38 protein-coding genes and 1 other RNA gene are annotated in these 26,626 nt (G+C 25.5%); 18 read left to right on the top strand and 21 right to left on the bottom strand.

Annotated elements, in window-relative coordinates; genetic code table 4:
* Positions 1–14: 14 nt before the first annotated feature.
* The 4 genes from AAHM82_RS07315 to AAHM82_RS14050 all read left to right on the top strand — a co-directional run bounded on the left by AAHM82_RS07315 (position 15) and on the right by AAHM82_RS14050 (position 3,362).
* Positions 15–974 carry an IS1/IS1595 family N-terminal zinc-binding domain-containing protein gene (locus AAHM82_RS07315; protein ID WP_342263477.1) on the top strand — a complete coding sequence of 320 codons (960 nt, stop codon included), beginning with the start codon at positions 15–17 and terminating at the stop codon, positions 972–974.
* Positions 975–1,397: 423 nt separating this feature from the next.
* The gene (locus AAHM82_RS07310) at positions 1,398–2,357 is read left to right on the top strand and encodes an IS1/IS1595 family N-terminal zinc-binding domain-containing protein (RefSeq protein ID WP_342263352.1); all 960 of its coding nucleotides are present in this window, start codon (positions 1,398–1,400) and stop codon (positions 2,355–2,357) included.
* A gap of 175 nt (positions 2,358–2,532) precedes the next feature.
* Positions 2,533–2,973, top strand: coding sequence for a transposase family protein (locus tag AAHM82_RS14055; protein ID WP_342263396.1), 441 nt, complete (start codon positions 2,533–2,535; stop codon positions 2,971–2,973).
* The gene (locus AAHM82_RS14050; RefSeq protein WP_342264845.1) at positions 2,970–3,362 is read left to right on the top strand and encodes a transposase family protein; all 393 of its coding nucleotides are present in this window, start codon (positions 2,970–2,972) and stop codon (positions 3,360–3,362) included. The genes AAHM82_RS14055 and AAHM82_RS14050 overlap by 4 nt, the downstream gene beginning before the upstream one ends.
* A 152-nt stretch (positions 3,363–3,514) precedes the next feature.
* Here AAHM82_RS14050 and AAHM82_RS07300 read toward each other — a convergent pair whose 3' ends face one another.
* From AAHM82_RS07300 to mgtE, 5 genes are all read right to left on the bottom strand, one after another.
* The gene (locus AAHM82_RS07300) at positions 3,515–3,640 is read right to left on the bottom strand and encodes a hypothetical protein (RefSeq protein WP_342263476.1); all 126 of its coding nucleotides are present in this window, start codon (positions 3,638–3,640) and stop codon (positions 3,515–3,517) included.
* Positions 3,641–3,734: 94 nt separating this feature from the next.
* Positions 3,735–4,154 (bottom strand): hypothetical protein, encoded by a 420-nt coding sequence (gene trmB / locus AAHM82_RS07295; RefSeq protein WP_342263475.1) that lies wholly within the window; start codon positions 4,152–4,154, stop codon positions 3,735–3,737.
* Positions 4,147–5,106 (bottom strand): IS1/IS1595 family N-terminal zinc-binding domain-containing protein, encoded by a 960-nt coding sequence (locus AAHM82_RS07290; RefSeq protein ID WP_342263474.1) that lies wholly within the window; start codon positions 5,104–5,106, stop codon positions 4,147–4,149. The genes trmB and AAHM82_RS07290 overlap by 8 nt, the downstream gene beginning before the upstream one ends.
* 15 nt (positions 5,107–5,121) lie before the next feature.
* Positions 5,122–5,298 (bottom strand): hypothetical protein, encoded by a 177-nt coding sequence (locus AAHM82_RS07285; RefSeq protein ID WP_342263473.1) that lies wholly within the window; start codon positions 5,296–5,298, stop codon positions 5,122–5,124.
* Positions 5,299–5,314: 16 nt separating this feature from the next.
* Positions 5,315–6,745: a magnesium transporter gene (gene mgtE / locus AAHM82_RS07280; protein ID WP_342263472.1), complete on the bottom strand. Its 1,431-nt coding sequence runs from the start codon at positions 6,743–6,745 to the stop codon at positions 5,315–5,317.
* Positions 6,746–7,000: 255 nt separating this feature from the next.
* Between mgtE and AAHM82_RS07275 the strand changes: the two genes are divergently transcribed.
* Positions 7,001–9,205, top strand: a complete 2,205-nt coding sequence (locus tag AAHM82_RS07275; protein WP_342263471.1) for an OTU domain-containing protein — start codon at positions 7,001–7,003, stop codon at positions 9,203–9,205.
* A 252-nt stretch (positions 9,206–9,457) separates the two neighbouring features.
* Here AAHM82_RS07275 and AAHM82_RS07270 read toward each other — a convergent pair whose 3' ends face one another.
* From AAHM82_RS07270 to AAHM82_RS07260, 3 genes are all read right to left on the bottom strand, one after another.
* A complete protein-coding gene (locus tag AAHM82_RS07270; protein ID WP_342263349.1) occupies positions 9,458–9,946 on the bottom strand; it encodes a hypothetical protein in 489 nt (162 codons plus the stop codon).
* A gap of 54 nt (positions 9,947–10,000) precedes the next feature.
* Positions 10,001–11,878 carry a hypothetical protein gene (locus AAHM82_RS07265; RefSeq protein WP_342263470.1) on the bottom strand — a complete coding sequence of 626 codons (1,878 nt, stop codon included), beginning with the start codon at positions 11,876–11,878 and terminating at the stop codon, positions 10,001–10,003.
* Positions 11,879–12,143: 265 nt separating this feature from the next.
* The gene (locus AAHM82_RS07260; RefSeq protein ID WP_342263469.1) at positions 12,144–12,317 is read right to left on the bottom strand and encodes a hypothetical protein; all 174 of its coding nucleotides are present in this window, start codon (positions 12,315–12,317) and stop codon (positions 12,144–12,146) included.
* A 65-nt stretch (positions 12,318–12,382) separates the two neighbouring features.
* On the opposite strand from AAHM82_RS07260, the gene AAHM82_RS14045 reads away from it, so the two are divergent.
* Positions 12,383–12,835 (top strand): helix-turn-helix domain-containing protein, encoded by a 453-nt coding sequence (locus tag AAHM82_RS14045; RefSeq protein WP_425288968.1) that lies wholly within the window; start codon positions 12,383–12,385, stop codon positions 12,833–12,835.
* Positions 12,832–13,224 carry a transposase family protein gene (locus AAHM82_RS14040; RefSeq protein ID WP_342264845.1) on the top strand — a complete coding sequence of 131 codons (393 nt, stop codon included), beginning with the start codon at positions 12,832–12,834 and terminating at the stop codon, positions 13,222–13,224. The genes AAHM82_RS14045 and AAHM82_RS14040 overlap by 4 nt, the downstream gene beginning before the upstream one ends.
* 144 nt (positions 13,225–13,368) lie before the next feature.
* On the opposite strand, the gene AAHM82_RS07250 is transcribed toward AAHM82_RS14040, so the two are convergent.
* The 13 genes from AAHM82_RS07250 to AAHM82_RS07190 form a co-directional block, all read right to left on the bottom strand.
* Positions 13,369–13,608 (bottom strand): hypothetical protein, encoded by a 240-nt coding sequence (locus tag AAHM82_RS07250; RefSeq protein WP_342263468.1) that lies wholly within the window; start codon positions 13,606–13,608, stop codon positions 13,369–13,371.
* 22 nt (positions 13,609–13,630) lie between these two features.
* A complete protein-coding gene (locus tag AAHM82_RS07245; RefSeq protein ID WP_338968164.1) occupies positions 13,631–13,879 on the bottom strand; it encodes a hypothetical protein in 249 nt (82 codons plus the stop codon).
* A 2-nt stretch (positions 13,880–13,881) separates the two neighbouring features.
* The gene (locus AAHM82_RS07240) at positions 13,882–14,202 is read right to left on the bottom strand and encodes a hypothetical protein (protein ID WP_342263467.1); all 321 of its coding nucleotides are present in this window, start codon (positions 14,200–14,202) and stop codon (positions 13,882–13,884) included.
* A gap of 3 nt (positions 14,203–14,205) precedes the next feature.
* Positions 14,206–15,192, bottom strand: coding sequence for a hypothetical protein (locus AAHM82_RS07235; RefSeq protein WP_342223784.1), 987 nt, complete (start codon positions 15,190–15,192; stop codon positions 14,206–14,208).
* 24 nt (positions 15,193–15,216) lie between these two features.
* Entirely contained in the window at positions 15,217–15,549 is a 333-nt protein-coding gene (locus AAHM82_RS07230) for a hypothetical protein (RefSeq protein ID WP_342263466.1), read from the bottom strand.
* Between the two features lie 78 nt (positions 15,550–15,627).
* Entirely contained in the window at positions 15,628–15,858 is a 231-nt protein-coding gene (locus AAHM82_RS07225; RefSeq protein WP_342263465.1) for a hypothetical protein, read from the bottom strand.
* A gap of 164 nt (positions 15,859–16,022) precedes the next feature.
* On the bottom strand, positions 16,023–16,244 hold the full coding sequence (locus AAHM82_RS07220; RefSeq protein ID WP_342263464.1) for a hypothetical protein: 222 nt from the start codon (positions 16,242–16,244) through the stop codon (positions 16,023–16,025).
* Positions 16,245–16,246: 2 nt separating this feature from the next.
* Positions 16,247–16,573 (bottom strand): hypothetical protein, encoded by a 327-nt coding sequence (locus AAHM82_RS07215; protein WP_342263463.1) that lies wholly within the window; start codon positions 16,571–16,573, stop codon positions 16,247–16,249.
* A gap of 573 nt (positions 16,574–17,146) precedes the next feature.
* Positions 17,147–17,553: a transfer-messenger RNA gene (ssrA, locus tag AAHM82_RS07210) on the bottom strand.
* Positions 17,554–17,573: 20 nt separating this feature from the next.
* Entirely contained in the window at positions 17,574–18,011 is a 438-nt protein-coding gene (smpB, locus tag AAHM82_RS07205) for an SsrA-binding protein SmpB (protein WP_342263462.1), read from the bottom strand.
* Positions 18,002–20,149 (bottom strand): ribonuclease R, encoded by a 2,148-nt coding sequence (gene rnr, locus AAHM82_RS07200; RefSeq protein ID WP_342263461.1) that lies wholly within the window; start codon positions 20,147–20,149, stop codon positions 18,002–18,004. Before rnr ends, smpB begins: the two co-directional genes overlap by 10 nt.
* A gap of 60 nt (positions 20,150–20,209) precedes the next feature.
* The gene (gene secG / locus AAHM82_RS07195) at positions 20,210–20,464 is read right to left on the bottom strand and encodes a preprotein translocase subunit SecG (RefSeq protein WP_342263460.1); all 255 of its coding nucleotides are present in this window, start codon (positions 20,462–20,464) and stop codon (positions 20,210–20,212) included.
* 183 nt (positions 20,465–20,647) lie between these two features.
* Entirely contained in the window at positions 20,648–21,415 is a 768-nt protein-coding gene (locus tag AAHM82_RS07190) for a transposase (RefSeq protein ID WP_342263459.1), read from the bottom strand.
* Positions 21,416–21,916: 501 nt separating this feature from the next.
* Between AAHM82_RS07190 and AAHM82_RS07185 the strand changes: the two genes are divergently transcribed.
* The 11 genes from AAHM82_RS07185 to AAHM82_RS07140 all read left to right on the top strand — a co-directional run bounded on the left by AAHM82_RS07185 (position 21,917) and on the right by AAHM82_RS07140 (position 26,520).
* On the top strand, positions 21,917–22,243 hold the full coding sequence (locus AAHM82_RS07185; RefSeq protein WP_215826943.1) for a hypothetical protein: 327 nt from the start codon (positions 21,917–21,919) through the stop codon (positions 22,241–22,243).
* 2 nt (positions 22,244–22,245) lie between these two features.
* Complete coding sequence (locus AAHM82_RS07180; RefSeq protein WP_339025425.1) at positions 22,246–22,467, top strand: hypothetical protein; 222 nt, start codon at positions 22,246–22,248, stop codon at positions 22,465–22,467.
* 17 nt (positions 22,468–22,484) lie between these two features.
* Positions 22,485–22,628, top strand: coding sequence for a hypothetical protein (locus tag AAHM82_RS07175; RefSeq protein ID WP_339025424.1), 144 nt, complete (start codon positions 22,485–22,487; stop codon positions 22,626–22,628).
* A 3-nt stretch (positions 22,629–22,631) separates the two neighbouring features.
* A complete protein-coding gene (locus AAHM82_RS07170) occupies positions 22,632–22,862 on the top strand; it encodes a hypothetical protein (protein WP_339024861.1) in 231 nt (76 codons plus the stop codon).
* Positions 22,863–23,092: 230 nt separating this feature from the next.
* Positions 23,093–23,533, top strand: a complete 441-nt coding sequence (locus AAHM82_RS14035) for a transposase family protein (protein WP_342263396.1) — start codon at positions 23,093–23,095, stop codon at positions 23,531–23,533.
* Entirely contained in the window at positions 23,530–23,922 is a 393-nt protein-coding gene (locus AAHM82_RS14030; protein WP_342264845.1) for a transposase family protein, read from the top strand. Before AAHM82_RS14035 ends, AAHM82_RS14030 begins: the two co-directional genes overlap by 4 nt.
* Before the next feature lie 158 nt (positions 23,923–24,080).
* Positions 24,081–24,344, top strand: coding sequence for a hypothetical protein (locus AAHM82_RS07160; RefSeq protein WP_342263458.1), 264 nt, complete (start codon positions 24,081–24,083; stop codon positions 24,342–24,344).
* A 24-nt stretch (positions 24,345–24,368) separates the two neighbouring features.
* Complete coding sequence (locus tag AAHM82_RS07155) at positions 24,369–25,352, top strand: hypothetical protein (RefSeq protein WP_342263457.1); 984 nt, start codon at positions 24,369–24,371, stop codon at positions 25,350–25,352.
* A gap of 6 nt (positions 25,353–25,358) precedes the next feature.
* On the top strand, positions 25,359–25,640 hold the full coding sequence (locus tag AAHM82_RS07150; RefSeq protein WP_342263456.1) for a hypothetical protein: 282 nt from the start codon (positions 25,359–25,361) through the stop codon (positions 25,638–25,640).
* A gap of 6 nt (positions 25,641–25,646) precedes the next feature.
* The gene (locus AAHM82_RS07145; RefSeq protein WP_215826579.1) at positions 25,647–25,895 is read left to right on the top strand and encodes a hypothetical protein; all 249 of its coding nucleotides are present in this window, start codon (positions 25,647–25,649) and stop codon (positions 25,893–25,895) included.
* Between the two features lie 4 nt (positions 25,896–25,899).
* Entirely contained in the window at positions 25,900–26,520 is a 621-nt protein-coding gene (locus AAHM82_RS07140) for a hypothetical protein (protein ID WP_342263455.1), read from the top strand.
* Positions 26,521–26,626 lie beyond the last annotated feature (106 nt).

Genomic DNA, 26,626 nt, shown 5'->3' with positions numbered 1-26,626 from the left:
GGTGGATAATAATTATGGAAAAAATAATTCAAGAACTAGTAAATACTTTAACAGATGATCAATTTTTAGAATTTTATGAAAAAGTCAAACAACAAGCAGAATTAATAAAAAAACAAAAACGTTTAAATGAAATTGATCAAAAATTTAGAGCGCAAGGTATTAAATGCCCTAAATGTGAATCTTACCATTGCGTTAAAAATGGACATAATTCAGAAGGAAAACAAAAATATTTATGTAAAAATTGCCGTGCAAGTTTTGACGCTTTTCGTAATCATTTTATTTATTGAAGTCATTTAAATTATGAACAATGAAATTTATTGATTCAAATTTCATTGCTGGAGCAATCTAGTAAAACAATTTCTCGTTTTATTAAAACTACATTAAAAACTGCTTGATATAATCGTCAAAAATTAATGAAATCAAAACAATTAGAAAATACCCAATTAAAATTTAAAAAATTATCTGGTAAAATCCAAATCGATGAAACATTTATTAAAGAAATCCATAAAGGAAATTTCAAATATAAAACTGATCCACGAAGAATTCACCTTGACCCATTCGCAACTAATACTAAATGTTGTATTCAAATGGCAATTGATAATAATAACAATATTTATGTTAAATCCACAAACACCAAACGTTTACAAAAACAATGAGTTATTGAAAATATGAACAAAGAATTAATTAACGAAAATTCAATTATTACTTCTGATATGCAAAAATTATATTTTTTAGTAGCAAAACAAACAAATTCTACTTTATGTGTAACTAAAACAACAATTAATCCTGAAGCTAGTTATCGTAACTTAAATAAAATCAGTAAATTACAATCTAGTCTTAAAGAAGCCTTAATTCATTATTATGGTTTAGGTTTTACTAATATTCAAAATTATTTAAATCTCTGAAAATGAAAATACCAACATAAGGGTTTAACTCCAAACCAACAAACAGCGGTATTATATTTTAATGTATAAAAAAAGTTAAAGTAAAAATAGTAATTTTACATAAAAGTCTTTTAAAATTATCAAGTTGATGATTTTTTTTATTTTATCAAGAGTTTTCGACAAAATTAAAGAAATTATTTAAATCTCTGAAAATGAAAATACCAACATAAGGGTTTAACTCCAAACCAACAAACAGCGGTATTATATTTTAATGTATAAAAAAAGTTAAAGTAAAAATAGTAATTTTACATAAAAGTCTTTTAAAATTATCAAGTTGATGATTTTTTTTATTTTATCAAGAGTTTTCGACAAAATTAAAAAATAATTTTATTAAAACGAATTTTTTACTACTTTTAAATAATATATTATTTTAATTTTGTCGAAAACTCTTGATATTTATTGAATATACTTAATTTTAGGTATATTTTAATATGATAGAGGTGGATAATAATTATGGAAAAAATAATTCAAGAACTAGTAAATACTTTAACAGATGATCAATTTTTAGAATTTTATGAAAAAGTCAAACAACAAGCAGAATTAATAAAAAAACAAAAACGTTTAAATGAAATTGATCAAAAATTTAGAGCGCAAGGTATTAAATGCCCTAAATGTGAATCTTACCATTGCGTTAAAAATGGACATAATTCAGAAGGAAAACAAAAATATTTATGTAAAAATTGCCGTGCAAGTTTTGACGCTTTTCGTAATCATTTTATTTATTGAAGTCATTTAAATTATGAACAATGAAATTTATTGATTCAAATTTCATTGCTGGGGCAATCTAGTAAAACAATTTCTCGTTTTATTAAAACTACATTAAAAACTGCTTGATATAATCGTCAAAAATTAATGAAATCAAAACAATTAGAAAATACCCAATTAAAATTTAAAAAATTATCTGGTAAAATCCAAATCGATGAAACATTTATTAAAGAAATCCATAAAGGAAATTTCAAATATAAAACTGATCCACGAAGAATTCACCTTGACCCATTCGCAACTAATACTAAATGCTGTATTCAAATGGCAATTGATAATAATAACAATATTTATGTTAAATCCACAAACACCAAACGTTTACAAAAACAATGAGTTATTGAAAATATGAACAAAGAATTAATTAACGAAAATTCAATTATTACTTCCGATATGCAAAAATTATATTTTTTAGTAGCAAAACAAACAAATTCTACTTTATGTGTAACTAAAACAACAATTAATCCTGAAGCTAGTTATCGTAACTTAAATAAAATCAGTAAATTACAATCTAGTCTTAAAGAAGCCTTAATTCATTATCATGGTTTAGGTTTTACTAATATTCAAAATTATTTAAATCTCTGAAAATGAAAATACCAACATAAGGGTTTAACTCCAAATCAACAAACAGCGGTATTATATTTTAATGTATAAAAAAAGTTAAAGTAAAAATAGTAATTTTACATAAAAGCCTTTTAAAATTATCAAGTTGATGATTTTTTTTATTTTATCAAGAGTTTTCGACAAAATTAAAAATATATTAGACTTCTTGCAAAATTAATTTAAAATATAATTGAATTGTTGTTTTTAATAAAAAGGTGGAATTTAAATGAAATTTAAAAAAAATAATCAAATAAGTGATAAAAATTTTTTAAGATTAACTGGTATTAAACATACTACTTTTAATAAAATGCTAGAAATTTTAAAAATAGAAGAATTAAAAAAGAGATTTCGTCGCGGAAGAACCAATAAATTATCATTAGAAAATCGTATTTTAATGACTTTAGAATATTGAAGAGAATATAGAACTTATTTTCATATTGCAAAAAGTTATGATATTAGTGAAAGTAGTTGTTATAGAAATATCAAATGAATTGAAGACACTTTAATAAAACACCCTAATTTTCAACAACTTACTGGTCAAAAATCACTATTAAAAGATTATTTCAAAGATAAGACTGTTATAATTGATGTAACTGAAAGCCAAATCCAACGCCCAAAAAAAGACAAAAACAGCACTACTCAGGAAAAAAGAAAAAACACACAATAAAAACACAAGTTATAATTGAAAAAGATAGTAAAAAAATTATTAGTTCTGATTTTTCTTATGGTAAAAACCATGACTTTAAAATTTTAAAAGATTCAAAAATTAAATTTTTACCAGAAACAACTGTTTTAGTGGATTTAGGTTATCAAGGCATACAAAAAATTAATCATAATGTTTTAATTCCTAAAAGAAAATCAAAGAAAAACCCTTTAAATAAAGAAGAAAAGCAAAATAATGAGCGAATTTCAAAAATGAGAATTGTTATTGAAAATGTTTTTGCTATACTTAAAAAATTTAAAATTATTAGTGAAAAATATCGAAATCGTAGAAAAAGATTTGCTTTAAGATTTAATTTAATAGCTTCAATTTATAATTTACAACTATTAGTTTAAATATATTTGATAATTTAAAATTTCAGTCTTTTTTTATTGTAAATAATAATTTTTATTATGTTTTAATGACAAAATATTTGTAAAAATAATCTAAAAATTATTTTAATAACACTTTTATATTTATTTTAAATTTAAAAATTATAATTATCATATTAATTTTGCAAGAAGTCTATTACTTTATTTTGTTTAATAAATTTCTTCTCATACTCTGTTAAAAACATACTAGATAAACTATCTTGCTCTTGAACTAATAATTCTCAATGAGAATCACTCCTCAAACTATTAATAGTAAAGTCAAGCAATATCGCATTATCAGTACGAATTAAAATTCTACCAGCATTAACAAGAATATTTTTATATGCTAATAAAAATTTAGGATGCGTTAACCTTCTTTATATAGTGTTTTTTCTTTGGTCATGGATCAGAAAAATTAAGATATATTTCGGTAATTTCATTAATAGCAAATATATTTAAAATATTATTAGCATCAATTTGAACAAATTTTAAGTTAGTAGGAATTTTTTCTAATGCTACCACTTTCTTTACTGCTGCCATTAATACTACTTCCGATTTTTCAATGGCAATAAAATTTATCATTGAATATTTATGTGCCATAGCAATAATAAAGTCTCCTTTACCACATCCAATTTCTAAATGACAAGGTTGAGTATTATTAAAAATTTTTTTTAATTTTGTCGAAAACTCTTGATAAAATAAAAAAAATCATCAACTTGATAATTTTAAAAGGCTTTTATATAAAATTACTATTTTTACTTTAACTTTTTTATACATTAAAATATAATACCGCTGTTTGTTGGTTTGGAGTTAAACCCTTATGTTGGTATTTTCATTTTCAGAGATTTAAATAATTTTGAATATTAGTAAAACCTAAACCATGATAATGAATTAAGGCTTCTTTAAGACTAGATTGTAATTTACTGATTTTATTTAAGTTACGATAACTAGCTTCAGGATTAATTGTTGTTTTAGTTACACATAAAGTAGAATTTGTTTGTTTTGCTACTAAAAAATATAATTTTTGCATATCAGAAGTAATAATTGAATTTTCGTTAATTAATCCTTTGTTCATATTTTCAATAACTCATTGTTTTTGTAAACGTTTGGTGTTTGTGGATTTAACATAAATATTGTTATTATTATCAATTGCCATTTGAATACAGCATTTAGTATTAGTTGCGAATGGGTCAAGGTGAATTCTTCGTGGATCAGTTTTATATTTGAAATTTCCTTTATGGATTTCTTTAATAAATGTTTCATCGATTTGGATTTTACCAGATAATTTTTTAAATTTTAATTGGGTATTTTCTAATTGTTTTGATTTCATTAATTTTTGACGATTATATCAAGCAGTTTTTAATGTAGTTTTAATAAAACGAGAAATTGTTTTACTAGATTGCCCCAGCAATGAAATTTGAATCAATAAATTTCATTGTTCATAATTTAAATGACTTCAATAAATAAAATGATTACGAAAAGCGTCAAAACTTGCACGGCAATTTTTACATAAATATTTTTGTTTTCCTTCTGAATTATGTCCATTTTTAACGCAATGGTAAGATTCACATTTAGGGCATTTAATACCTTGCGCTCTAAATTTTTGATCAATTTCATTTAAACGTTTTTGTTTTTTTATTAATTCTGCTTGTTGTTTGACTTTTTCATAAAATTCTAAAAATTGATCATCTGTTAAAGTATTTACTAGTTCTTGAATTATTTTTTCCATAATTATTATCCACCTCTATCATATTAAAATATACCTAAAATTAAGTATATTCAATAAATATCAAGAGTTTTCGACAAAATTAAAAAAAATTTTTGATGCTCAATTACCTTGATAAGTGTGGGGTTCTTGAATAACAATTTGATAATTATTTTCTAAAAATATTTTTGCTTGCGGATTATTTCGTAATCTCATATTATTCTCCTATCTATTAAGTAACAAAAAATAGTAAAGCGATAGAAAAAAAGATTGTTGTTGATACACAGTCAATAATCGTTGTTACCAAAGGAGCAGCCATAACAGCTGGATCCATTCTTAATAATTTTGCAACAATTGGTAAAATTCCCCCCGCTACTTTAGAAATAATAATAACAATTCATAAAGATATTGAAATTGTAATCATTGAAGCTCACTGATCTCAATATAAAACACCATCATATTTAATAAGATTAATAATAATCATTCTAATAAAGTTAAAGCAAATTAAAATTAAACCAACAAAAAAAGATATTCTTAACTCTTTTCAAACAACTTGCCCATAATCTTTAATTGTAACATCACCTAATGATAAAGCACGCACAATAGTTGTTGAGGCTTGACTTCCAGAATTTCCTCCCGTATCAGCAATAATTGGTAATAATGGTACTAATAAAGTTAAAAACTTATTAGATAAATCACTACTATTTTTATTAGCACCAAATAAAGGTAAAAAAGCATCAATAACTAATTCTGAAAAAGTAGCTGATACTAATAAAAATAACAATCAAAATATTCGCGAACGAACAATTCTTCAAACTGGAGTTTTTAAATATAACATCTCAGTTGGTTTAATTGCAGCTAACTTTTCAATATCTTCTGTCGCTTCTTCTTCCATAACATCTAAAATATCATCAACAGTAATAATTCCAATTAACACATTTTGCTTATTAACAACAGCAACTTCATTTAAATCATATTTTTGAACAATATTAGCAACTAATTCTTGATCACTATGAGCATCAACACTAACAACATTAGTTTCCATTACACTATTAACTTCTTCTTTGCTATTAGCAAAAACTAAATTTCTTAAACTAATAACTCCTAATAACTTATTCTTACTATCAGTAACATAATACTTATCACTATTTTCTGCTCTTTCACCCAGTTGTTTCACTTTTTCTAATGCTTGACCAATTTTTTCATGTTGAAATAACTGCACAAAATCAACTGACATAATTGAACCAGCACTATTTTCTTCATAATTTAATAAAAGATTAATTTCTTTTCTTTTATCACGCGATGCATTGATAATAAGCTTTTTAATAACTTCTTCAGGTATTTGTTCCAATAATTCAACAATATCATCAGCATATAATTGATTAACAATTTGCGTTATTTCCGTATTACTTAATTCATTTAGTAACATCATTTTCATTTCCATATCAAGATTAATAAAAACTTCACTAGCTATTTTTGAATCCAACAACCGTACTAAATATAAAACTTCACTAAGATTTTCCATTTTATTAATTACATCAGCTAAATCAGCACTATGCAAATTTTTTAAAATTTTTTCTAAACTTTTCTTATCATTAATATTAATTAATTTTTGCAAATTGCTAATATTTATTTGCAATAACGACTTATTATTAATAGACACTAGCATTTTACCTCACAACAATGTTATTTTACTATTTATGTAATATTAATTATATCTTGTTTAACAATAAAAGTCTTTTGTTATTTGGTCGCGTTTAGTTTTCTTAGGTATTACTTTGAAAAAGTAAAACAATCAGCTAATTATATTATTTAATTACTAAACTAAGCCTGCCTTTCTTGTTATTGTCATTTTTATTCGTTACCATTTTATCATATTATTGAATTTTTACACAATAAAAAATTATTAAAAATTGAATTGTCAGATGTTATTAGACAAACTAAGTTAGAAGAAATATCAGATAAGCAAGAACAGACAATTTTAAATCGTGTTAGAGAATTAAATTTTGGCTTAGATATTGATCAAGTTAAAGTACAAAAAAATAGCATTACTGATACTGCGGCAACTATTGAATCAATTGATCAAAGTGTATATTCTGATGGTGCAGTCAAAGTTATATTTACACTTGCTAAAAAAGCAAGAAAACCAAATGATGCACAAAAAATAATTACAGAAGATGAATCTAAAAAACAGGGAACACGGCCTAAAGGAAGTACAGTAACTTTAAAACAATCCGATAACAGTAATACAAATGCTGACGGAAGTCAAACACAAGCTAGTAACCGCATACAACAAAATAATTCAGATGAGCCAACAAATCACAATAATTTGTATGATGTGCCAGCAGATAATAGTTGTTTGTTTTGGTCGGTATCAACATCTTACTTATTGCCAGCGAGAAATAATAATGAAGAATTTAGAAACCGATTTATCCAATTATTTGGTGAAGAAAATTTAAAATATTTATTATATATTCAAAAATTACTACAACAACATGATTTAGAAAATAATAGAAATCTAAATCAATTATGATATCAAGATCAAACAGCAAATAATCTAGTTATAAATTTCTTTCGTAATCGCGTTGTTGATTATATACAATCAAATTTAGAGACAATTCCAAATCGCAATGGCGAATTAACATTTAGAAGTCTTATTCAAGATAATAATGATATTGATACTAATTACTTAGAAATAATGCGACAATTTTCAACATGAGGGGGAACACCAGAAATAATAGCAATGAGCAATCTTTTAAATGCTAATATTAGTGTAAATAATAATGGCTCTTATCAACCAGTTAATCAAAATTCAAATAATAATAACATCGCGATATCTTATGTTGAGCTTGAAAAAGGTTCGGGTATTCACAATCATTATAATTTTGCTTTAACACCAGAAGAAGATCGGCCAAATCAGCCTATTGCTATTAATGACAATCAGGAAAATGTCCCGGTAATTGATATAACCAAGAGACCAGATAATTTCCCAACAACCACCCCAAAACCAGAGGTAAAACCAATTAAATTACCGGTTGATGATCATGCTCAACACCGCGCCATTCCGACTAACAATAACGAGGACGATGATGCTCATCAAGGCAATAATATTGCCAATGTACCAGAACCAACAATAACATCATTACAAAAAGATAAATATCATTTTGTGGATAAAAAAACAGAAGATGATAGTTTAAAAAATGATGAAAATTTAGAAATTAACTTAATTAAAAACAATAAAGACGAAATAAAACAAAATGCCCCGGCAGGAAATCAACCCATCAATACAAATATGGAAAATTTACAAACAACAACCGCTAAGGCAATAAATCAATACAACGCTCTTTCAAAAGAAGAAAAATTAAAAAAATTAAATGAAATTAATCGTTATTATCAAACATTATCTGAAAATGATAAAAAAGCTTTTAAAGAAAAATTAACAAATACTGGATTAGCAGCTTTAAGTGGGGGCACATTAACAGCTTATGGAACAAAAATGACTGTTAGTGGTACTGCTACTACTGGTGCCACAAATGCAGAAGCAATCGAAATGACCCCACTCTTATCAACAAGTACAACAGAAAGCTTAGCCGCTGCAGAAACAATTACTGTGGCCGAAACAGCAGCAGTTGAAGGTGGAGTTATAGCTGTAGAAACTGGTACCGCTGCCGCTCTGGCTCCGGAAACTCTAGGGCTATCCTTAGTAATCGGAGGATTAGCAATTGCAGGAACATGAATATATTTTGCTTTTCATCATCATGCAACATCTGATATTGCGTTGCCAACTTCAATTCATCATAATGTTTATGATAACATTGAAAAATGATATAAATTTCTAGCCCATGATAAATTAAAAATTAAAATTAACAAAAACACATGAAATGAAATCAAACAAAATAAAAATTCACCAGCAAACATTATAAAAATTATTAAAAATAAATTTGTTATAAATGACCATTCTGGTTGAGGCGGAAGTGTCACAAATGAAGATTTCAACACTTTTGTAAAAGTAATAGTACTTCATTTCGAACAAATAAATGGTTATTTTGAAATATTAGATAATGAAAATGATGGTTTTGTCATTATAACCAACACTGAAGGCGATTGACTAGGAGTAGAATAAAATTTAACATTATTAATTAAAAAATTAAAATATTTCTTATATGTGTTATGCAGAAATAACCTGACTTCAAATTTTAATTTTAATATATTTGTTAATTATCTAATTTAAATTAAGATTAAAAATATTTTTACTAAAGCAGTATTTAAACTTAAATACTGCTTTTTTATTTTGTCAAAATAGAAAAAATGAAAAAATTGTTTAAGAGCAGTATCGTCATATAAAGCTACATTTTGGGGTAGCGATTTTAACAGTTTAATTATTTTTAAATTCAGTTTTAAATTCTAATATTTTTCATTTGGCATATCTTTCATTTTTATCTCATTCTTGTATTTTCATTTTTATGTTTTTTAATTTTTTATTTTGATATGATAAAAAATCTTTATTTTCTCAATATCTTGGTTCACTGTTTTTTTCTCAATTTAAATCATATTCTAATGATTTTAATATTGGTAGTGTAATCTTGTCATTTTTATCAACATAAAATTCTCAATCATTAAGTTTCATTCGCGGAGGCAAGTTTTTGGGCATAAATTCATTTTCTACATTAACTTTTATTTCTCATTTTTGATTTCACTTGCTGTTGTCATCTTTTGATGATTTAAGTGTTAATTTTGATTTTTTTAAGTTTAATTCGTATGACTCATTCTTAATTTGTAATATTGGTTTATTTTCTTTTTTAGAACACCCAACTATTGGCAATGTTGTCATCCCCAAAAGAGCTATTATATTTAAAATTTTCATAAATTTAACTCCTTCATTTTGTTTTTTCAAGTATATATATATATATATATATAATTATACAAAAATTCTTAATATCATTAGAAAAATGGCAAAACCGATTAAAAATTGAAAGGTATAGTAAAAAGCTGGTACCGTTTTAAAAACTGGAAAAATGGCGGTTGAAAAGTTAACTGTTGCTTTTGCAATAATTGCTAACGGTCGCAAAATCGTGATGATTTGTGAAGCTGTGAGTATTCAGTTTATCATTTTGATACTAGCATTTTGAATGGCACAACCAATATCATTAAAGGTTGGTATTCATCGTCCAGAATATTTGCAATTTGCTGGTGGAATTAAATCGTCTCATTCACTGTTATTTGAGCCATCAGGGATAAAGGCTGTTGAATTTAATACATTAAAGTCATAAATTTTAAAATTGTAGTTGGAGATATTCCCTTTGTGATAAAGTGGAAAAGTTAAGGTAAAAATGTTAATACCATAACGAATATCAATATCGGTATTTAGATAATTAATACTGTTAGCGGTTTTGTTGGTTGGCAAGGCAATGAGTTTATTATCATAAGATTTAAGGACATTAAAATCAATTTGATAAATACTATTGGTGTTGTTAATAGCATTGTAATTATCTTGGTGCATTTTTTTGTCAAAAGTAAAGAAATAACTTCTTAGTAATAATTCTGAGTTTCCTATAATATTTACTAAGTATTTTTTGGGATAAAAGGTAATTAATGAACGATAAAAGAAACCGATTTGAATAAAGTAATCCTTCTTATAGTTTTCTACACCCTTAAAATCAATTTCGGTATGAGTTTTTTCGTCCATATCAAAAGTCGCATAAAATAAACTAGCAAAGAAATTGCCAAGAATTTCATAGATTTCGTTAAAAACATTTTTGTAATCGCTATTGTTGATACTAGGAATGTTGTTTTTAAAATAAAGGTAAATATCATTTTTTAAATCGGGGTCATAGCGTAGAAAACTAAATCTAACATTGAGGTAATTTAGGGTACCAAAAAGATATTTAATTAGGTAATAATCGTTAGAATTCGTAGTGCCATATTTTCAGATTTCATTTTCACCGTGTAGCAATTGTAAATACTTATTTCCAGCAATTAGAGTTTTGTTAAATGCCTTAATTTTCAAAACATTCTCATTTACTACATTTTTATCACTAGAAGTTTTATGATAAAAATAGCTCTCGTCTTTAAAGCCGTGATTTTTAATCGTAAATTCTTTGTAATAACCTTTTTCTAGGGTGTCAATGAAATTAAATACGGGCGTTCAATAGAGATACGAGTAATTAAATTTATCAAAATCACCACGGTGAATCATTAAGTAATCAAGATTATCAACAACATCGTTATAGTTATGGTTGCCATCAAATTTGGTGGTTTTTTCTGGTAAATCAATATCAGTCGAGGGTTTAATTTCTGATTGTGCGTCAAATTCTAATATTTTTCATTTGGCATATCTTTCATTTTTATCTCATTCTTGTACTTTCATTTTTATGTTTTTTAATTTTTTATTTTGATATGATAATAAATCTTTATTTTCTCAATATCTTGGTTCACTGTTTTTTTCTCAATTTAAATCATATTCTAATGATTTTAATATTGGTAGTGTAATCTTGTCATTTTTATCAACATAAAATTCTCAATCATTAAGTTTCATTCGCGGAGGCAAGTTTTTGGGCATAAATTCATTTTCTACATTAACTTTTATTTCTCATTTTTGATTTCACTTGCTGTTGTCATTTTTTGATGATTTAAGTGTTAATTTTGATTTTTTTAAGTTTAATTCGTATGATTCATTATTTTGCCTTTTACTTCTAATTAGTGATTGTGTTGTTGTTTTGGCATTGTTAATGTTTTGGGAAATGGTAAAAATGTTATTGAAACTAATAATTAGCACGGTAAATATTTTCATAAACATTTTTATCACTCCTTTTTAAAATATTTTATTTTTCATTATTCTTTTAGTTTTAATCTTTTTTAATATAAAACGAATTAAGCAGTTTACTATTTCTGTTGTGGTTACTCACACTAATGAATAACCTATAATCATTAACTTACCAATTGCTCCAAAATTTTTAATAAATTGTTGCAAATTTTCAATATCTGTATGTAACAATAAAACTATACTTAAAGATATGAATATAATGTAATTAAGTATTATTCATCAATATTTTTTTAAAGAATTAATGAGTTTGTTTGATTTCATTTTTCAAGACTCTTTTTGCTCTAATTTTCTGAACAATAAAGCGGATTAATTTTTCAAATTTAATTGCAAAATATATTGCTCCGCCTCATCAAAAAACAAATATTCCTGCCAGCATAATACCACTATTGAACTTTCCAAAGAATTTAACCATCTCTTCATTAGACTTCTTGCAAAATTAATTTAAAATATAATTGAATTGTTGTTTTTAATAAAAAGGTGGAATTTAAATGAAATTTAAAAAAAAATAATCAAATAAGTGATAAAAATTTTTTAAGATTAACTGGTATTAAACATACTACTTTTAATAAAATGCTAGAAATTTTAAAAATAGAAGAATTAAAAAAGAGATTTCGTCGCGGAAGAACCAATAAATTATCATTAGAAAATCGTATTTTAATGACTTTAGAATATTGAAGAGAATATAGAACTTATTTTCATATTGCAAAAAGTTATGATATTAGTGAAAGTAGTTGTTATAGAAATATCAAATGAATTGAAGACACTTTAATAAAACACCCTAATTTTCAACAACTTACTGGTCAAAAATCACTATTAAAAGATTATTTCAAAGATAAGACTGTTATAATTGATGTAACTGAAAGCCAAATCCAACGCCCAAAAAAAGACAAAAACAGCACTACTCAGGAAAAAAGAAAAAACACACAATAAAAACACAAGTTATAATTGAAAAAGATAGTAAAAAAATTATTAGTTCTGATTTTTCTTATGGTAAAAACCATGACTTTAAAATTTTAAAAGATTCAAAAATTAAATTTTTACCAGAAACAACTGTTTTAGTGGATTTAGGTTATCAAGGCATACAAAAAATTAATCATAATGTTTTAATTCCTAAAAGAAAATCAAAGAAAAACCCTTTAAATAAAGAAGAAAAGCAAAATAATGAGCGAATTTCAAAAATGAGAATTGTTATTGAAAATGTTTTTGCTATACTTAAAAAATTTAAAATTATTAGTGAAAAATATCGAAATCGTAGAAAAAGATTTGCTTTAAGATTTAATTTAATAGCTTCAATTTATAATTTACAACTATTAGTTTAAATATATTTGATAATTTAAAATTTCAGTCTTTTTTTATTGTAAATAATAATTTTTATTATGTTTTAATGACAAAATATTTGTAAAAATAATCTAAAAATTATTTTAATAACACTTTTATATTTATTTTAAATTTAAAAATTATAATTATCATATTAATTTTGCAAGAAGTCTATTCATAAAATTATTAAATTCGTTACTTGTTCCGGTTATTCATTTAGTATCGATTGCTGTTAATGCACAAATTAATAAGCTTATAAAGATGAAAATGATACTTAATGCTATTTTTAACCATTGCTTTTTAAAAGAATTTTTAATTCTTAATTTTAACAGCGCTTTTTCTTTTGAATTATCTTTTTTAAATAATTTTACTAAAAGTTTTTTCATTTTAATTCTTCTTTCATATTTTTTATCGTCCTTTAATCACAATAAATAAGGCAATAAGTACACAAGTAACGCCAAGAATGGTAAAGATTGGATGTTGTGAAAATGTTCGTGCCATTGGTTTAAACAGTTCTAAAATTGTTAAATTGCTAGTAATAAACTTTTTAAAATTGGCAAGGCCTTCGCTAATATAGTTCGTTAAAGTTTCAAAATGACTACCAGCTAATAATCCAAGAACAGTTATTAAGATAAAAATAATAATTAGTTTAAACATCGTTAGTTACCTTGTTTTATTTTTTTATTTCTTTGTTTTCAATTAATTTTATTTGGATTTATTGGTTTTATTTGTTTTTTAACTTTTCCTCACGCACTTAAACGACCACTATTTTTAACGGCATATTGGCGTTGCTTTTCTAAATTAACTTGTTGACTGCCAAAACCAAGAATAATTGCCATAAGAAATTCTACAGCAAGCGTTAAGAATAAGGGAAATATTAGTTGAATTTTTGTTCCCGGCACTTCAAGACTTCAAATTAAATCAAAAACTTTATAAAGCATTTGGGCAAGAAAGTCGGCCATTTTTGCGAGATTTTCCATTTTTTATTGTTCCTTTTCTTTCATTTTTCTTAAAAATTTGCTAAATTTATCCATTTTTAAGTATTCTAAGTCTTCTAAATCAATTGCCGTATCAGTATAGTATTTATCTTCATAATCAGGATTTACTTTTGAATTTAAGTAATCTCTTAAAAATGCTAGGTAAAAAGAATTGTAAGTATTAAGTATTGGTAGGGGAATTTTTAGTTTAAAAAAATAAATATCAAGTTCAGGAATATCCCGGTATTTAATGCGACGACCCTTTTTACTATTTTTAGCATCAATTAAGGTGTTTCGTCAGCGTTCATATTCTTCAATGCTAGTAAAGGTGCCATAGATGACTTTTAAGTAGGGTCGAAAAATATTAACGGGTTTTTTACGAATGCCCACAATCACATTATTGGCAATATCACGAACTTTAACTCAAATATGTTTATCTCTTTGACCGCTAGCAAGCACAATATGACCGAAATGCCGTGCCAGAGCGAAATATTCTTGAATACCGGTTTCTTCATTTTTGGTATTATTTTTTTCTCAATCAGTTCCTTCTAAAAATAAATTGGTTTCATCTCACAAAAGTAAGGTTTTGTCTGGCAATACCGGATAATCAAAGTCTAATAATCCCATATGTCCTAAACTTAATTTTTGAGTTTCTAGTAATGGAAAGGTTGAGGCGATGTGATATTTCTTCTTTTTTAGTAATTTTGATGCGTATACTAGAAAAGCGGTTTTTCCAGTTCCCAATGAACCTATCACAATATTTAATGGTGAATTTTTTAAGAAATTAATAACTTTGTTAATTTGTGTTAAATTACCAATTTTAAAAAGGAAAATTAAAATACAACCCGCTAAAAATAAATAGCTCACAATGTTTTTAAAATAACCGTTGTAAATATATCAAATTGCTCCGCAATGTCATAAAATTAAAAATGAGGTGCGATTTAATTCAATAAAATGGTTATTTTTTTCTATTATTCATTTGCAAAATTTCATCTTGCACCTCACTTTATTTTTTTGTTAGCGTACAGCTCCAAGTAATTTTTCAAACATTTTAAAGCAAATAAAGAATATTGCCAAAATAAATGGAAAAATGAATATTCAGTAGTCAGCAAAGAAGTTACCGACTTGTGGCATATTAACAGCAATAATTTCTCACATTTTAGTAAACGCTGTTATAATTGCATTTCACAATTTAGTCATCGCGTCACTAGCTGTTATTTTTTCTACTGTTGCTGGTGCATCGGCCAAGAAAATTCCAAACATATAATCACCCCCTTTCTTTTTAAAACATTCATCATTTATATTCAAAGTTTTTCTTAAATTTGTTAAAACCACGATTAACCTTAACACGATTGTGTTTTTTCCTAATTAATTTTGAATTTCTTTGTGAATGCATCACAATTTAGCTTCGCGACATTACTTTTGCTTCTATCTAAATACTGATATGGTTTTTCAAAGTAGCATTAGAATAAATCACACCATAACTGCTGTCAAGAATCAAAAAGCAATGTTTGCTATTAAAAGTCAAAGTGGCTCTTCAGTTAAATTAATTTCTTTACCACCAGTAATATGAGCTGGAATAGTTGTAATTTGAATAAATAAATCTCAGAAAGTTTGTTTAATTTGTTCTCAATTAAATTCTTTTAAGTTTATTGTCATTTTTTATCTCCCAAAAATCATTTTTATTGGTAAATACATAATTGAAATTAAGGCGAAAAGAAAAGTAATGATAATAATTAATCCGGCAATAAACGCAACTTGTGCAGGCATTTTTTCTATCGGAACAAACAGTTCTAAGAATTCCATGATAATTTTTCAAAACATTATTTTTTATCCGCGTTATTGTTTTTTGAATTAGGAGCTTTAACTCATTCTTCAAAGCGAGCAATAAATACTTTTTCGTCTTTTGTAAAATTACCAGTATTACTTTTAATGGCATTTTTATATTTAATTCGCATTTTTATTTTGGCATAAATTTTATAAGCAAAATATGCCAATAGCATTATGCAAATGATAATAAATATTATTCCAATCGCAATATTCATTTTTAAACTCCTTTAAAATAGTTATAATTTATATCTTTTTTGTTGTTTTCTTTTTCGGCAATGAAGAAGCCTAATAATTCTTGGCCTTTAATTAACTTGGTTTCTTGCTCTTGTTGATTAATTGAAATTACTTGATATTTACTATCTTTTATTATTCCGATGCAAATTGAATTTTCATATTTTCCTTTATAAACAAATCGCTTTGGAAACCAAATACCGATTTGTTCACTAAATCACGGAATTTTTGGGGCTTTAATAAGCATTGCGTTTTGTGTTTCTTTTAAGAGATATTTCTTAGTATTTAAGAAAATGTTTTCAATGTTTTTCATAATAAATTACCTCTCTTATAAATAAACTAAGTTATATTAACTAAGTTGTTAGTTAACTTAGTTTTTTAAACACTTATATATCGCAGATTTAAGTGTTTAACAAACTTTGTTACTGAATTTTGTTTTTTAATTAGATAAAGATTTTAATAATTTTAAACTTAGCATACCCCTATATAGAAATTTTTACACTTTAACATCCGCATCCTACCCTTGGAACTAATTTAATAGCGTGTATATTTTTAGGAAATCCACCCATTCATTTTTTTATTGCAAAACGAAACAAATTGCTATAGTTAATAGGATGTTATCTATTAACTGGTAAACTTCTTTTGGTTATGGCGACCACCCACAATTTATCGTGCTTTAATACATACCAACATTATTAATTCACTTGTATTTAATTTTCAAAGAACAAATTTTTAACATCTTATAAAATAAAAAGACAATCATTGCTGACTGTCTTAATACTTATTCAAATCTTTTCCCACCTAACAAAACTTTATGCGTCCTTGTTATTTAACAATAAAATAAAAAGTAAACAATAAGTTTACTTTTTATTTATATTTACATTTATGGTGGAGATGGTGGGAATTGAACCCACGTCCAAAAATAAGTCCCAATTAACATCTACAGTTTATTTTATTCAAGAAAAGTTCATTAAAGAAAAATATGAATAAACAAGTAATATCTCTAACTAGTTAATAGAATTTCAACATTGCTTATTAACATCACAATATCTAGTTTATCAAGTATCAACATTAAACTAGCCTAGATAACTAAAATAATGTGCTATTTATTATATCCTTTAAAAGGTTGAATTAAGCAACTAATGTTGCCCCAACAAAGTTATGATTTAACATATATGTTGGAATAGCTTGATGTTCTTTTTTATTTCCGGTTATAACACCTCGAAGTAGATAAGGTTTACCACACCACTGCAGTTAATTGTTTGTTATTTCTGTCGAATCCAGTGCACCCCCATAAGTATATTATATCAAATTTATGAAATCTTTTGAATTTTTCGTTCCATATCGCGTTTTTTAATAGTCTCTCTTTTATCATAAAGTTTCTTAGCTTTTGCTAACGCAATTTCAATTTTAACTAAACCCTTACTATTAAAATATATTTTAGTAGGAACTAATTGTAAATTTTGCAATTTCATTTTCGCTTCCAACTTTAAAATCTGTTTTTTATGCAATAATAACTTTCTTGAACGATTAGGATCCGGTTTAGCACTTGATGCATAAGCATAAGTACTAATATGTAAATTTAAAATTAGGGCTTCTTGATTTCTAATCAAAACATAACTTTCTTGTAATGATACATTAGATTCCCTTAAAGATTTAACCTCAGAACCTTGTAATTCAATGCCAGCTTCATAACTATCTATTAATTCATAATTAAATCGTGCTTTACGATTTGAAGCAATTATTTTCATTGTTTAACCCTACCATTACCATTTTTAGGATCTTTAAGGATAAAATCAATTTTTCTTTCTAACTTACTAGCGTGCTTAACCTCAATATTAACAATTTGTCCAAGATAATATTCTTTTCTTGTTCTTTCACCAACTAAGCGCATTGTTTTTTCATTATAGTTATAATAATCATTTCGCATATCACTAACACGAACCAATCCTTCAATAGTATTTTCTAATTCTACAAAAATCCCAAAATTAGTAACTGAACTAACAATTCCCAAAAATCTTTTTCCAATTTGTGTTTCCATATACTCAGCTTTTTTCATTTGTTCTACTGCTCTTTCACATTCTAATGCTTTCAACTCAGAAATACTAGACTGTTCAGCTTGATTTTGTAAAACCGCTGTATACTTATCAACAATAACATTATTAATTTGTTTTTCAAAAAGATATTTTCTTAGCATCCGATGAACAACTAAATCTGGATAACGACGAATTGGTGATGTAAAATGAGTATAACAGTCACTTGCTAAACCAAAATGCCCAATATTATTAATATCATAACGCGCTTTTTCCATACTTCGTAAAAACAAAGTAGCAACAACTTGAAATCAAGGTTTATCTTTAATATTTTCCAAAGTTAATTGTAAATCTTTAGCATAAACATTCTCAACTTTACCCTTAATGTTATAACCCATTATTTTTAATACATTATACACTTCTCTTAATTTTTTAATTTTTGGTTTATCATGAATGCGATAAATAAATGGCAAATTCATTCAATAAATAGTGCTAGCAACAGTTTCATTAGCACGAATCATAAAATCTTCAATTAACATTTCTGCTGTTGCCCGATTTCTCAAAGTAATATCACTAATTTTGCCATTTTGATTAAAAATTAATTTAGCTTCATTTAAATTAAAATCAATAACCCCAGCTTGCTCTTTATATTTTCTTAAAATATGATGTAAATCACGACCAATTAAAAGCATTTGATAAATTTCAGGATGAGTTTTAATAAAATCTGAATTTTGATTACTAAAAGCTAAATTTACTTCATCATACGACATTCTTCGCTTAGTTTTAATAACTGCTGGATATATTTCATTACTAATAGTTCCACCAACAGAATTAATTTCCATTTCACAAACTATCGTTAACCGCATCTCATTTTCATTTAAAGAACAAATACCATTTGATAATTGTGGTGGTAACATCGCAATAACACGATCAACTAAATAAACAGAAGTCCCACGAATAAAAGCTTCTTTATCTAAAGCACTATTCTCAGTAACATACTGTGCCACATCAGCAATCGCAACAAATAATTTATAATTTCCATTATCCAACTTAACAACACTAATAGCATCATCTAAATCTTTAGCATCACTACCATCAATAGTAATAAATAAATTATTTTGTAAATCTCTCCGACCAATTAATTCTTCAGCCATTACCAACGGAGAAATTTTTTTTACTTCATTTAATGTCGCATCATCAAATTTTGTCTTAACAAAAAACTCGTGAACAACAGCGATGACATCAATTCCCGGGGTATTAATATTACCAATAATATCCTGAATTTCTAATGATACCAATTGATTTTTACTAACAGACACTATTTTAGCAATAACAATCGTATCAACAATTGCAATATTTAAATTAGTAACTACAAGAACTAAATGTTGCAATTTAATATTATTAATTTTTAAAAATTTTGTTTTATTTGCTTCATTAAAACAAACAGTAGCAACAACAGTCGTTAAAAGCCTTTTTAATACTTCAATTACTCGAGCCTCAAAGTGTCGGGCATCATTTTGCTTAATATTTTTAGTAGCAAATAAAACTTCATCCATATCTAAACAGCCATTTAAGTCTTGTGATTTAACAAAATACTCTTGATTATCCTTAGTTTTAATAAAACCAAAACCCTTAGAATGCAGTTGAATAATACCAGTAAGTAATTGATTTTGTAAATTTAAGGAATATTTATTATCACTATTAACTTTTAAAACATCATTAATTATTAATTCCTTAAGTTCCAACACCATTAATTCATATTGTTCTTTATTAGTAATTTCAAGATAATTACTAATTTCTAACTTTGAAAGGGTTCGTTTTTCATTTTTTAAAATATTTAAAATTTTTTGCTTCATATACTCTCCATCAGTCATTAAACTATTAGCACTTTCAAAAACTAATAGTTTAAATAAAAATTATAAAAAATTTTCTAAAATTCTAATAATCATTGAAAGAACAAATAAACAAGATCCACAACCTAACATCATTAATGACAAAGTTCGTGAAAGTCCTCGCTCTTTAGTTTGTGCAAAAAGCTCTTGATTACCACCACTTAATGCTCCTAATCCTGCTTGCGTTTTCTTTGGCTGTAATAGTCCAATAACAATCATTGCAAAACCAATAATTAAAAGAATAATCTCAAAGATTAATAAAATATTTTGTTTACTCACATATTAAACCTCTACTTTTATAAATTTTAATAATTACCTTATAAATTATATCATAATCTATCATATATGTTTTATGACAATTATTTTAATTTTGTCGAAAACTCTTGATAAAATAAAAAAAATCATCAACTTGATAATTTTAAAAGGCTTTTATGTAAAATTACTATTTTTACTTTAACTTTTTTATACATTAAAATATAATACCGCTGTTTGTTGGTTTGGAGTTAAACCCTTATGTTGGTATTTTCATTTTCAGAGATTTAAATAATTTTGAATATTAGTAAAACCTAAACCATGATAATGAATTAAGGCTTCTTTAAGACTAGATTGTAATTTACTGATTTTATTTAAGTTACGATAACTAGCTTCAGGATTAATTGTTGTTTTAGTTACACATAAAGTAGAATTTGTTTGTTTTGCTACTAAAAAATATAATTTTTGCATATCAGAAGTAATAATTGAATTTTCGTTAATTAATTCTTTGTTCATATTTTCAATAACTCATTGTTTTTGTAAACGTTTGGTGTTTGTGGATTTAACATAAATATTGTTATTATTATCAATTGCCATTTGAATACAGCATTTAGTATTAGTTGCGAATGGGTCAAGGTGAATTCTTCGTGGATCAGTTTTATATTTGAAATTTCCTTTATGGATTTCTTTAATAAATGTTTCATCGATTTGGATTTTACCAGATAATTTTTTAAATTTTAATTGGGTATTTTCTAATTGTTTTGATTTCATTAATTTTTGACGATTATATCAAGCAGTTTTTAATGTAGTTTTAATAAAACGAGAAATTGTTTTACTAGATTGCCCCAGCAATGAAATTTGAATCAATAAATTTCATTGTTCATAATTTAAATGACTTCAATAAATAAAATGATTACGAAAAGCGTCAAAACTTGCACGGCAATTTTTACATAAATATTTTTGTTTTTCTGGACGCATAAAGTTTTGTTAGGTGGGAAAAGATTTGAATAAGTATTAAGACAGTCAGCAATGATTGTCTTTTTATTTTATAAGATGTTAAAAATTTGTTCTTTGAAAATTAAATACAAGTGAGTTAATAATGTTGGTATGTATTAAAGCACGATAAATTGTGGGTGGTCGCCATAACCAAAAGAAGTTTACCAGTTAATAGATAACATCCTATTAGCTATAGCAATTTGTTTCGTTTTGCAATAAAAAAATGAATGGGTGGATTTCCTAAAAATATACACGCTATTAAATTAGTTCCAAGGGTAGGATGCGGACATTAAAGTGTAGAAATTTCTATATAGGGATATACTAAGTTTAAAATTATTAAAATCTTTATCTAATTAAAAAAACAAAATTTACTAACAAAGCTTGTTAAACACTTAAATCTGCGATATATAAGTGTTTAAAAAACTAAGTTAACTAAAACTTAGTTAATATAACTTAGTTTATTCATAAGAAAGGTAATTTATTATGAAAAACATTGAAAACATTTTCTTAAATACTAAGAAATATCTTTTAAAAGAAACACAAAACGCAATGCTTATTAAAGCACCAAAAATTCCATGATTTAATGAACAAATCGGCATTTGGTTTCCAAAGCGATTTGTTTATAAAGGAAAATATGAAAATTCAATTTGCATTGGAATAATAAAAGATAGTAAATATCAAGTAATTTCGATTAATCAAAAAGAAAAAGAAACCAAATTAATTAAGGGACAAGAATTATTAGGTTTTTTCATTGCCGAAAAAGAAAACAATAAAAAAGATACAAATTATAACTATTTTAAAGGAGTTTAAAAATGAATATTGCGATTGGAATAATATTTACTATTATTTGCATAATGTTATTGGCATATTTTGCTTATAAAATTTATGCCAAAATAAAAATGCGAATTAAATATAAAAATGCCATTAAAAATAATGCTGGTAATTTCACGAAAGACGAAAAAGTATTTATTGCTCGCTTTGAAGAATGAGTTAAAGCTCCTAATTCAAAAGAAAATAACGCGGATAAAAAATAATGTTTTGAGAAATTATTATGGAATTTTTAAAACTGTTTATTCCGATAGAAAAAATGCCTGCACAAGTTGCGTTTATTGCCGGATTAATTATTATCATTACTTTTCTTTTCGCATTAATTTCAATTATGTATTTACCAATAAAAATGATTTTTGGGAAATAAAAAATGACGGTAAATTTAAAAGAATTTAATTGAGAGCAAATTAAACAAACTTTCTGAGATTTATTTATTCAAATTACAACTATTCCGGCTCACATTACTGGTGGTAAAGAAATTGATTTAACCGAAACACCACTTTGGCTTTTAATAGCAAACATTGCTTTTTGACTCCTAACAGCGATTATGGTGTGATTTATTCTAATGTTACTTTGAAAAACAATATCAGTATTTAGATAGAGGCAAAAGTAATGTCAAGAAGTTACATTGTGATGCATTCCCAAAGAAATTCAAAATTAATTAGGAAAAAATACAATAGTGTTAAGGTTAATCGTGGTTTTAACAAATTTAAGAAAAACTTTGAATATAAATGATGAATGTTTTAAAGAGAAAGGAGGTGATTAGACTTCTTGCAAAATTAATTTAAAATATAATTGAATTGTTGTTTTTAATAAAAAGGTGGAATTTAAATGAAATTTAAAAAAAATAATCAAATAAGTGATAAAAATTTTTTAAGATTAACTGGTATTAAACATACTACTTTTAATAAAATGCTAGAAATTTTAAAAATAGAAGAATTAAAAAAGAGATTTCGTCGCGGAAGAACCAATAAATTATCATTAGAAAATCGTATTTTAATGACTTTAGAATATTGAAGAGAATATAGAACTTATTTTCATATTGCAAAAAGTTATGATATTAGTGAAAGTAGTTGTTATAGAAATATCAAATGAATTGAAGACACTTTAATAAAACACCCTAATTTTCAACAACTTACTGGTCAAAAATCACTATTAAAAGATTATTTCAAAGATAAGACTGTTATAATTGATGTAACTGAAAGCCAAATCCAACGCCCAAAAAAAGACAAAAACAGCACTACTCAGGAAAAAAGAAAAAACACACAATAAAAACACAAGTTATAATTGAAAAAGATAGTAAAAAAATTATTAGTTCTGATTTTTCTTATGGTAAAAACCATGACTTTAAAATTTTAAAAGATTCAAAAATTAAATTTTTACCAGAAACAACTGTTTTAGTGGATTTAGGTTATCAAGGCATACAAAAAATTAATCATAATGTTTTAATTCCTAAAAGAAAATCAAAGAAAAACCCTTTAAATAAAGAAGAAAAGCAAAATAATGAGCGAATTTCAAAAATGAGAATTGTTATTGAAAATGTTTTTGCTATACTTAAAAAATTTAAAATTATTAGTGAAAAATATCGAAATCGTAGAAAAAGATTTGCTTTAAGATTTAATTTAATAGCTTCAATTTATAATTTACAACTATTAGTTTAAATATATTTGATAATTTAAAATTTCAGTCTTTTTTTATTGTAAATAATAATTTTTATTATGTTTTAATGACAAAATATTTGTAAAAATAATCTAAAAATTATTTTAATAACACTTTTATATTTATTTTAAATTTAAAAATTATAATTATCATATTAATTTTGCAAGAAGTCTATTATATGATTGGAACTTTCTTGGCCGATGCACCAGCAACAGCAGAAAAAATAACAGCTAGTGATGCGATGGCTAAATTATGAAATGCAATTATGACAGCGTTTACTAAAATGTGAGATATTATTGCTGTTAATATGCCACAAGTCGGTAACTTCTTTACTGACTACTGAATCTTCATTTTTCCATTTATTTTGGCAATATTCTTTATTTGCTTTAAAATGTTTGAAAAATTACTTGGGGCAGTACGATAAGAAAAAAATAAAGTGAGGTGCAAGATGAAATTTTGCAAATGAGTAATAGAAAAAAATAACCATTTTATTGAATTGAATCGCACCTCATTTTTAATTTTATGACATTGGGGAGCAATTTGATACATTTACAACGGTTATTTTAAAAACATTGTAAGCTATTTATTTTTAGCGGGTTGTATTTTAATTTTCCTTTTTAAAATCGGTAATTTAACACAAATTAACAAAGTTATTAATTTCTTAAAAAACTCACCATTAAATATTGTTATTGGTTCATTAGGAACTGGAAAAACTGCTTTTCTAGTATACGCATCAAAATTATTAAAAAAGAAGAAATATCACATCGCATCAACCTTTCCATTACTAGAAACCCAAAAATTAAGTTTAGGACATATGGGATTGTTAGACTTTGATTATCCGGTATTACCAGACAAAACCTTACTGTTATGAGATGAAACGAACTTATTTTTAGAAGGAACGGATTGGGAAAAAAATAATACCAAAAACGAAGAAACCGGTATTCAAGAATATTTCGCTCTGGCACGCCATTTTGGTCATATTGTTCTCGCTAGTGGTCAAAGAGATAAACATATTTGAGTTAAAGTTCGTGATATTGCCAATAATGTGATTGTGGGCATTCGTAAAAAACCCGTTAATATTTTTCGCCCCTACTTAAAAGTCATCTATGGTACGTTTACGAGCATTGAAGAATATGAACGCTGACGAAACACCTTAATTGATGCTAAAAATAGTAAAAAGGGTCGTCGCATTAAATATCGCGATATTCCTGAACTTGATATTTATTTTTTTAAACTAAAAATTCCTTTACCGATATTAAACACTTACAATTCTTTTTACCTAGCGTTTTTAAGAGATTACTTAAATGCAAAAGTGAATCCTGACTATGAAGACAAATACTATAATGACACAGCAATTGATTTAGAAGACTTGGAATATTTAAAAATGGATAAATTTAGCAAATTTTTAAGAAAAATGAAAGAAAAGGAATAATAAAAAATGGAAAATCTCGCAAAAATGGCCGACTTTCTCGCCCAAATGCTTTATAAAGTTTTTGATTTAATTTGAAGTCTTGAAGTGCCGGGAACGAATATTCAACTAATATTTCCTTTATTCTTAACGCTGGCTGTAGAATTTCTTATGGCAATTATTCTCGGATTTGGTAGTCAACAAGTTAATTTAGAAAAACAACGCCAATATGCGGTTAAAAATAAGGGGCGTTTAAGTGCGTGAGGAAAAGCTAAAAAAACAAATAAAACCAATAAAAACAAAACAAGGTAACTAAAAATGTTTAAACTAATTATTATTTTTATCTTAATAACTGTTCTTGGATTATTGGCTGGTAGTCATTTTGAAACTTTAACGAATTATATTAGCGAAGGGCTTGCCAATTTCCAAAAGTTTATTACTAGCAATTTAACAATTTTAGAACTATTTAAACCAATGGCACGAACATTTTCGCAACACCCAATTTTTACGATTCTTGGTGTAACTTGTGTACTTATTGCCTTATTTATTGTAATTAAAGGTAGGTAAAAAAATGGAAAAATGAACTAAAAAACAAGAATTAGAAACAGAGAATGACAAATTAAAAATTGCTAATGTCATATTAGAAAATAGTGTTAATATTCTTAAATACATAATAATGGAAAAAAATAAAGAAATTTTAGAATTAGAAAAGTGAAATACTATTCATATTAATCAAAAATCAGACTTAATAATTAAAAACCAAAAATTAAAAATTTTTAAACACGAAAGGAGAATTAAAATGAAAAAACTTTTAGGAAAATTATTTAAAAAAGATAATTCAAAAGAAAAAACACCATTAAGATTAAGAATTAAAAATTCTTTTAAAAAGCAGTGGTTAAAAATAGTATTAAGTATCATTTTCATCTTTATAAGTTTATTAATTTGTGCATTAACAGCAATGGATACTAAATGAATAACTGGAACAAGTAACCAATTTAATGATTTTATGAATAAACAGATGGTTGAATTCTTTGGCAAGTTCAATAGTGGTATTATGCTAGCAGGAATATTTGTTTTTTGATGAGGCGGCGCAATATATTTTGCAATTAAATTTGAAAAATTAATCCGCTTGATTATTCAAAAAATCAAAGCAAAAAGAGCCTTGAAAAATGAAATCAAACAAGCTCATTAATTCTTTAAAAAAATATTGATGGAGAATCTTACCTTACATTTTTATGATTACTATCTTTTTCATTCCATTTTTAAAATTGGAAATTAATGATTTGAAATTATTATAT

This window comes from Spiroplasma endosymbiont of Clivina fossor (assembly GCF_964031115.1).
Taxonomy (GTDB): Bacteria; Bacillota_I; Bacilli_A; order Mycoplasmatales; family Nriv7; genus Nriv7.
The sequence above is the reverse complement of the archived record's forward strand: the minus strand, read 5'-3'. Positions and strand labels throughout refer to the sequence as shown.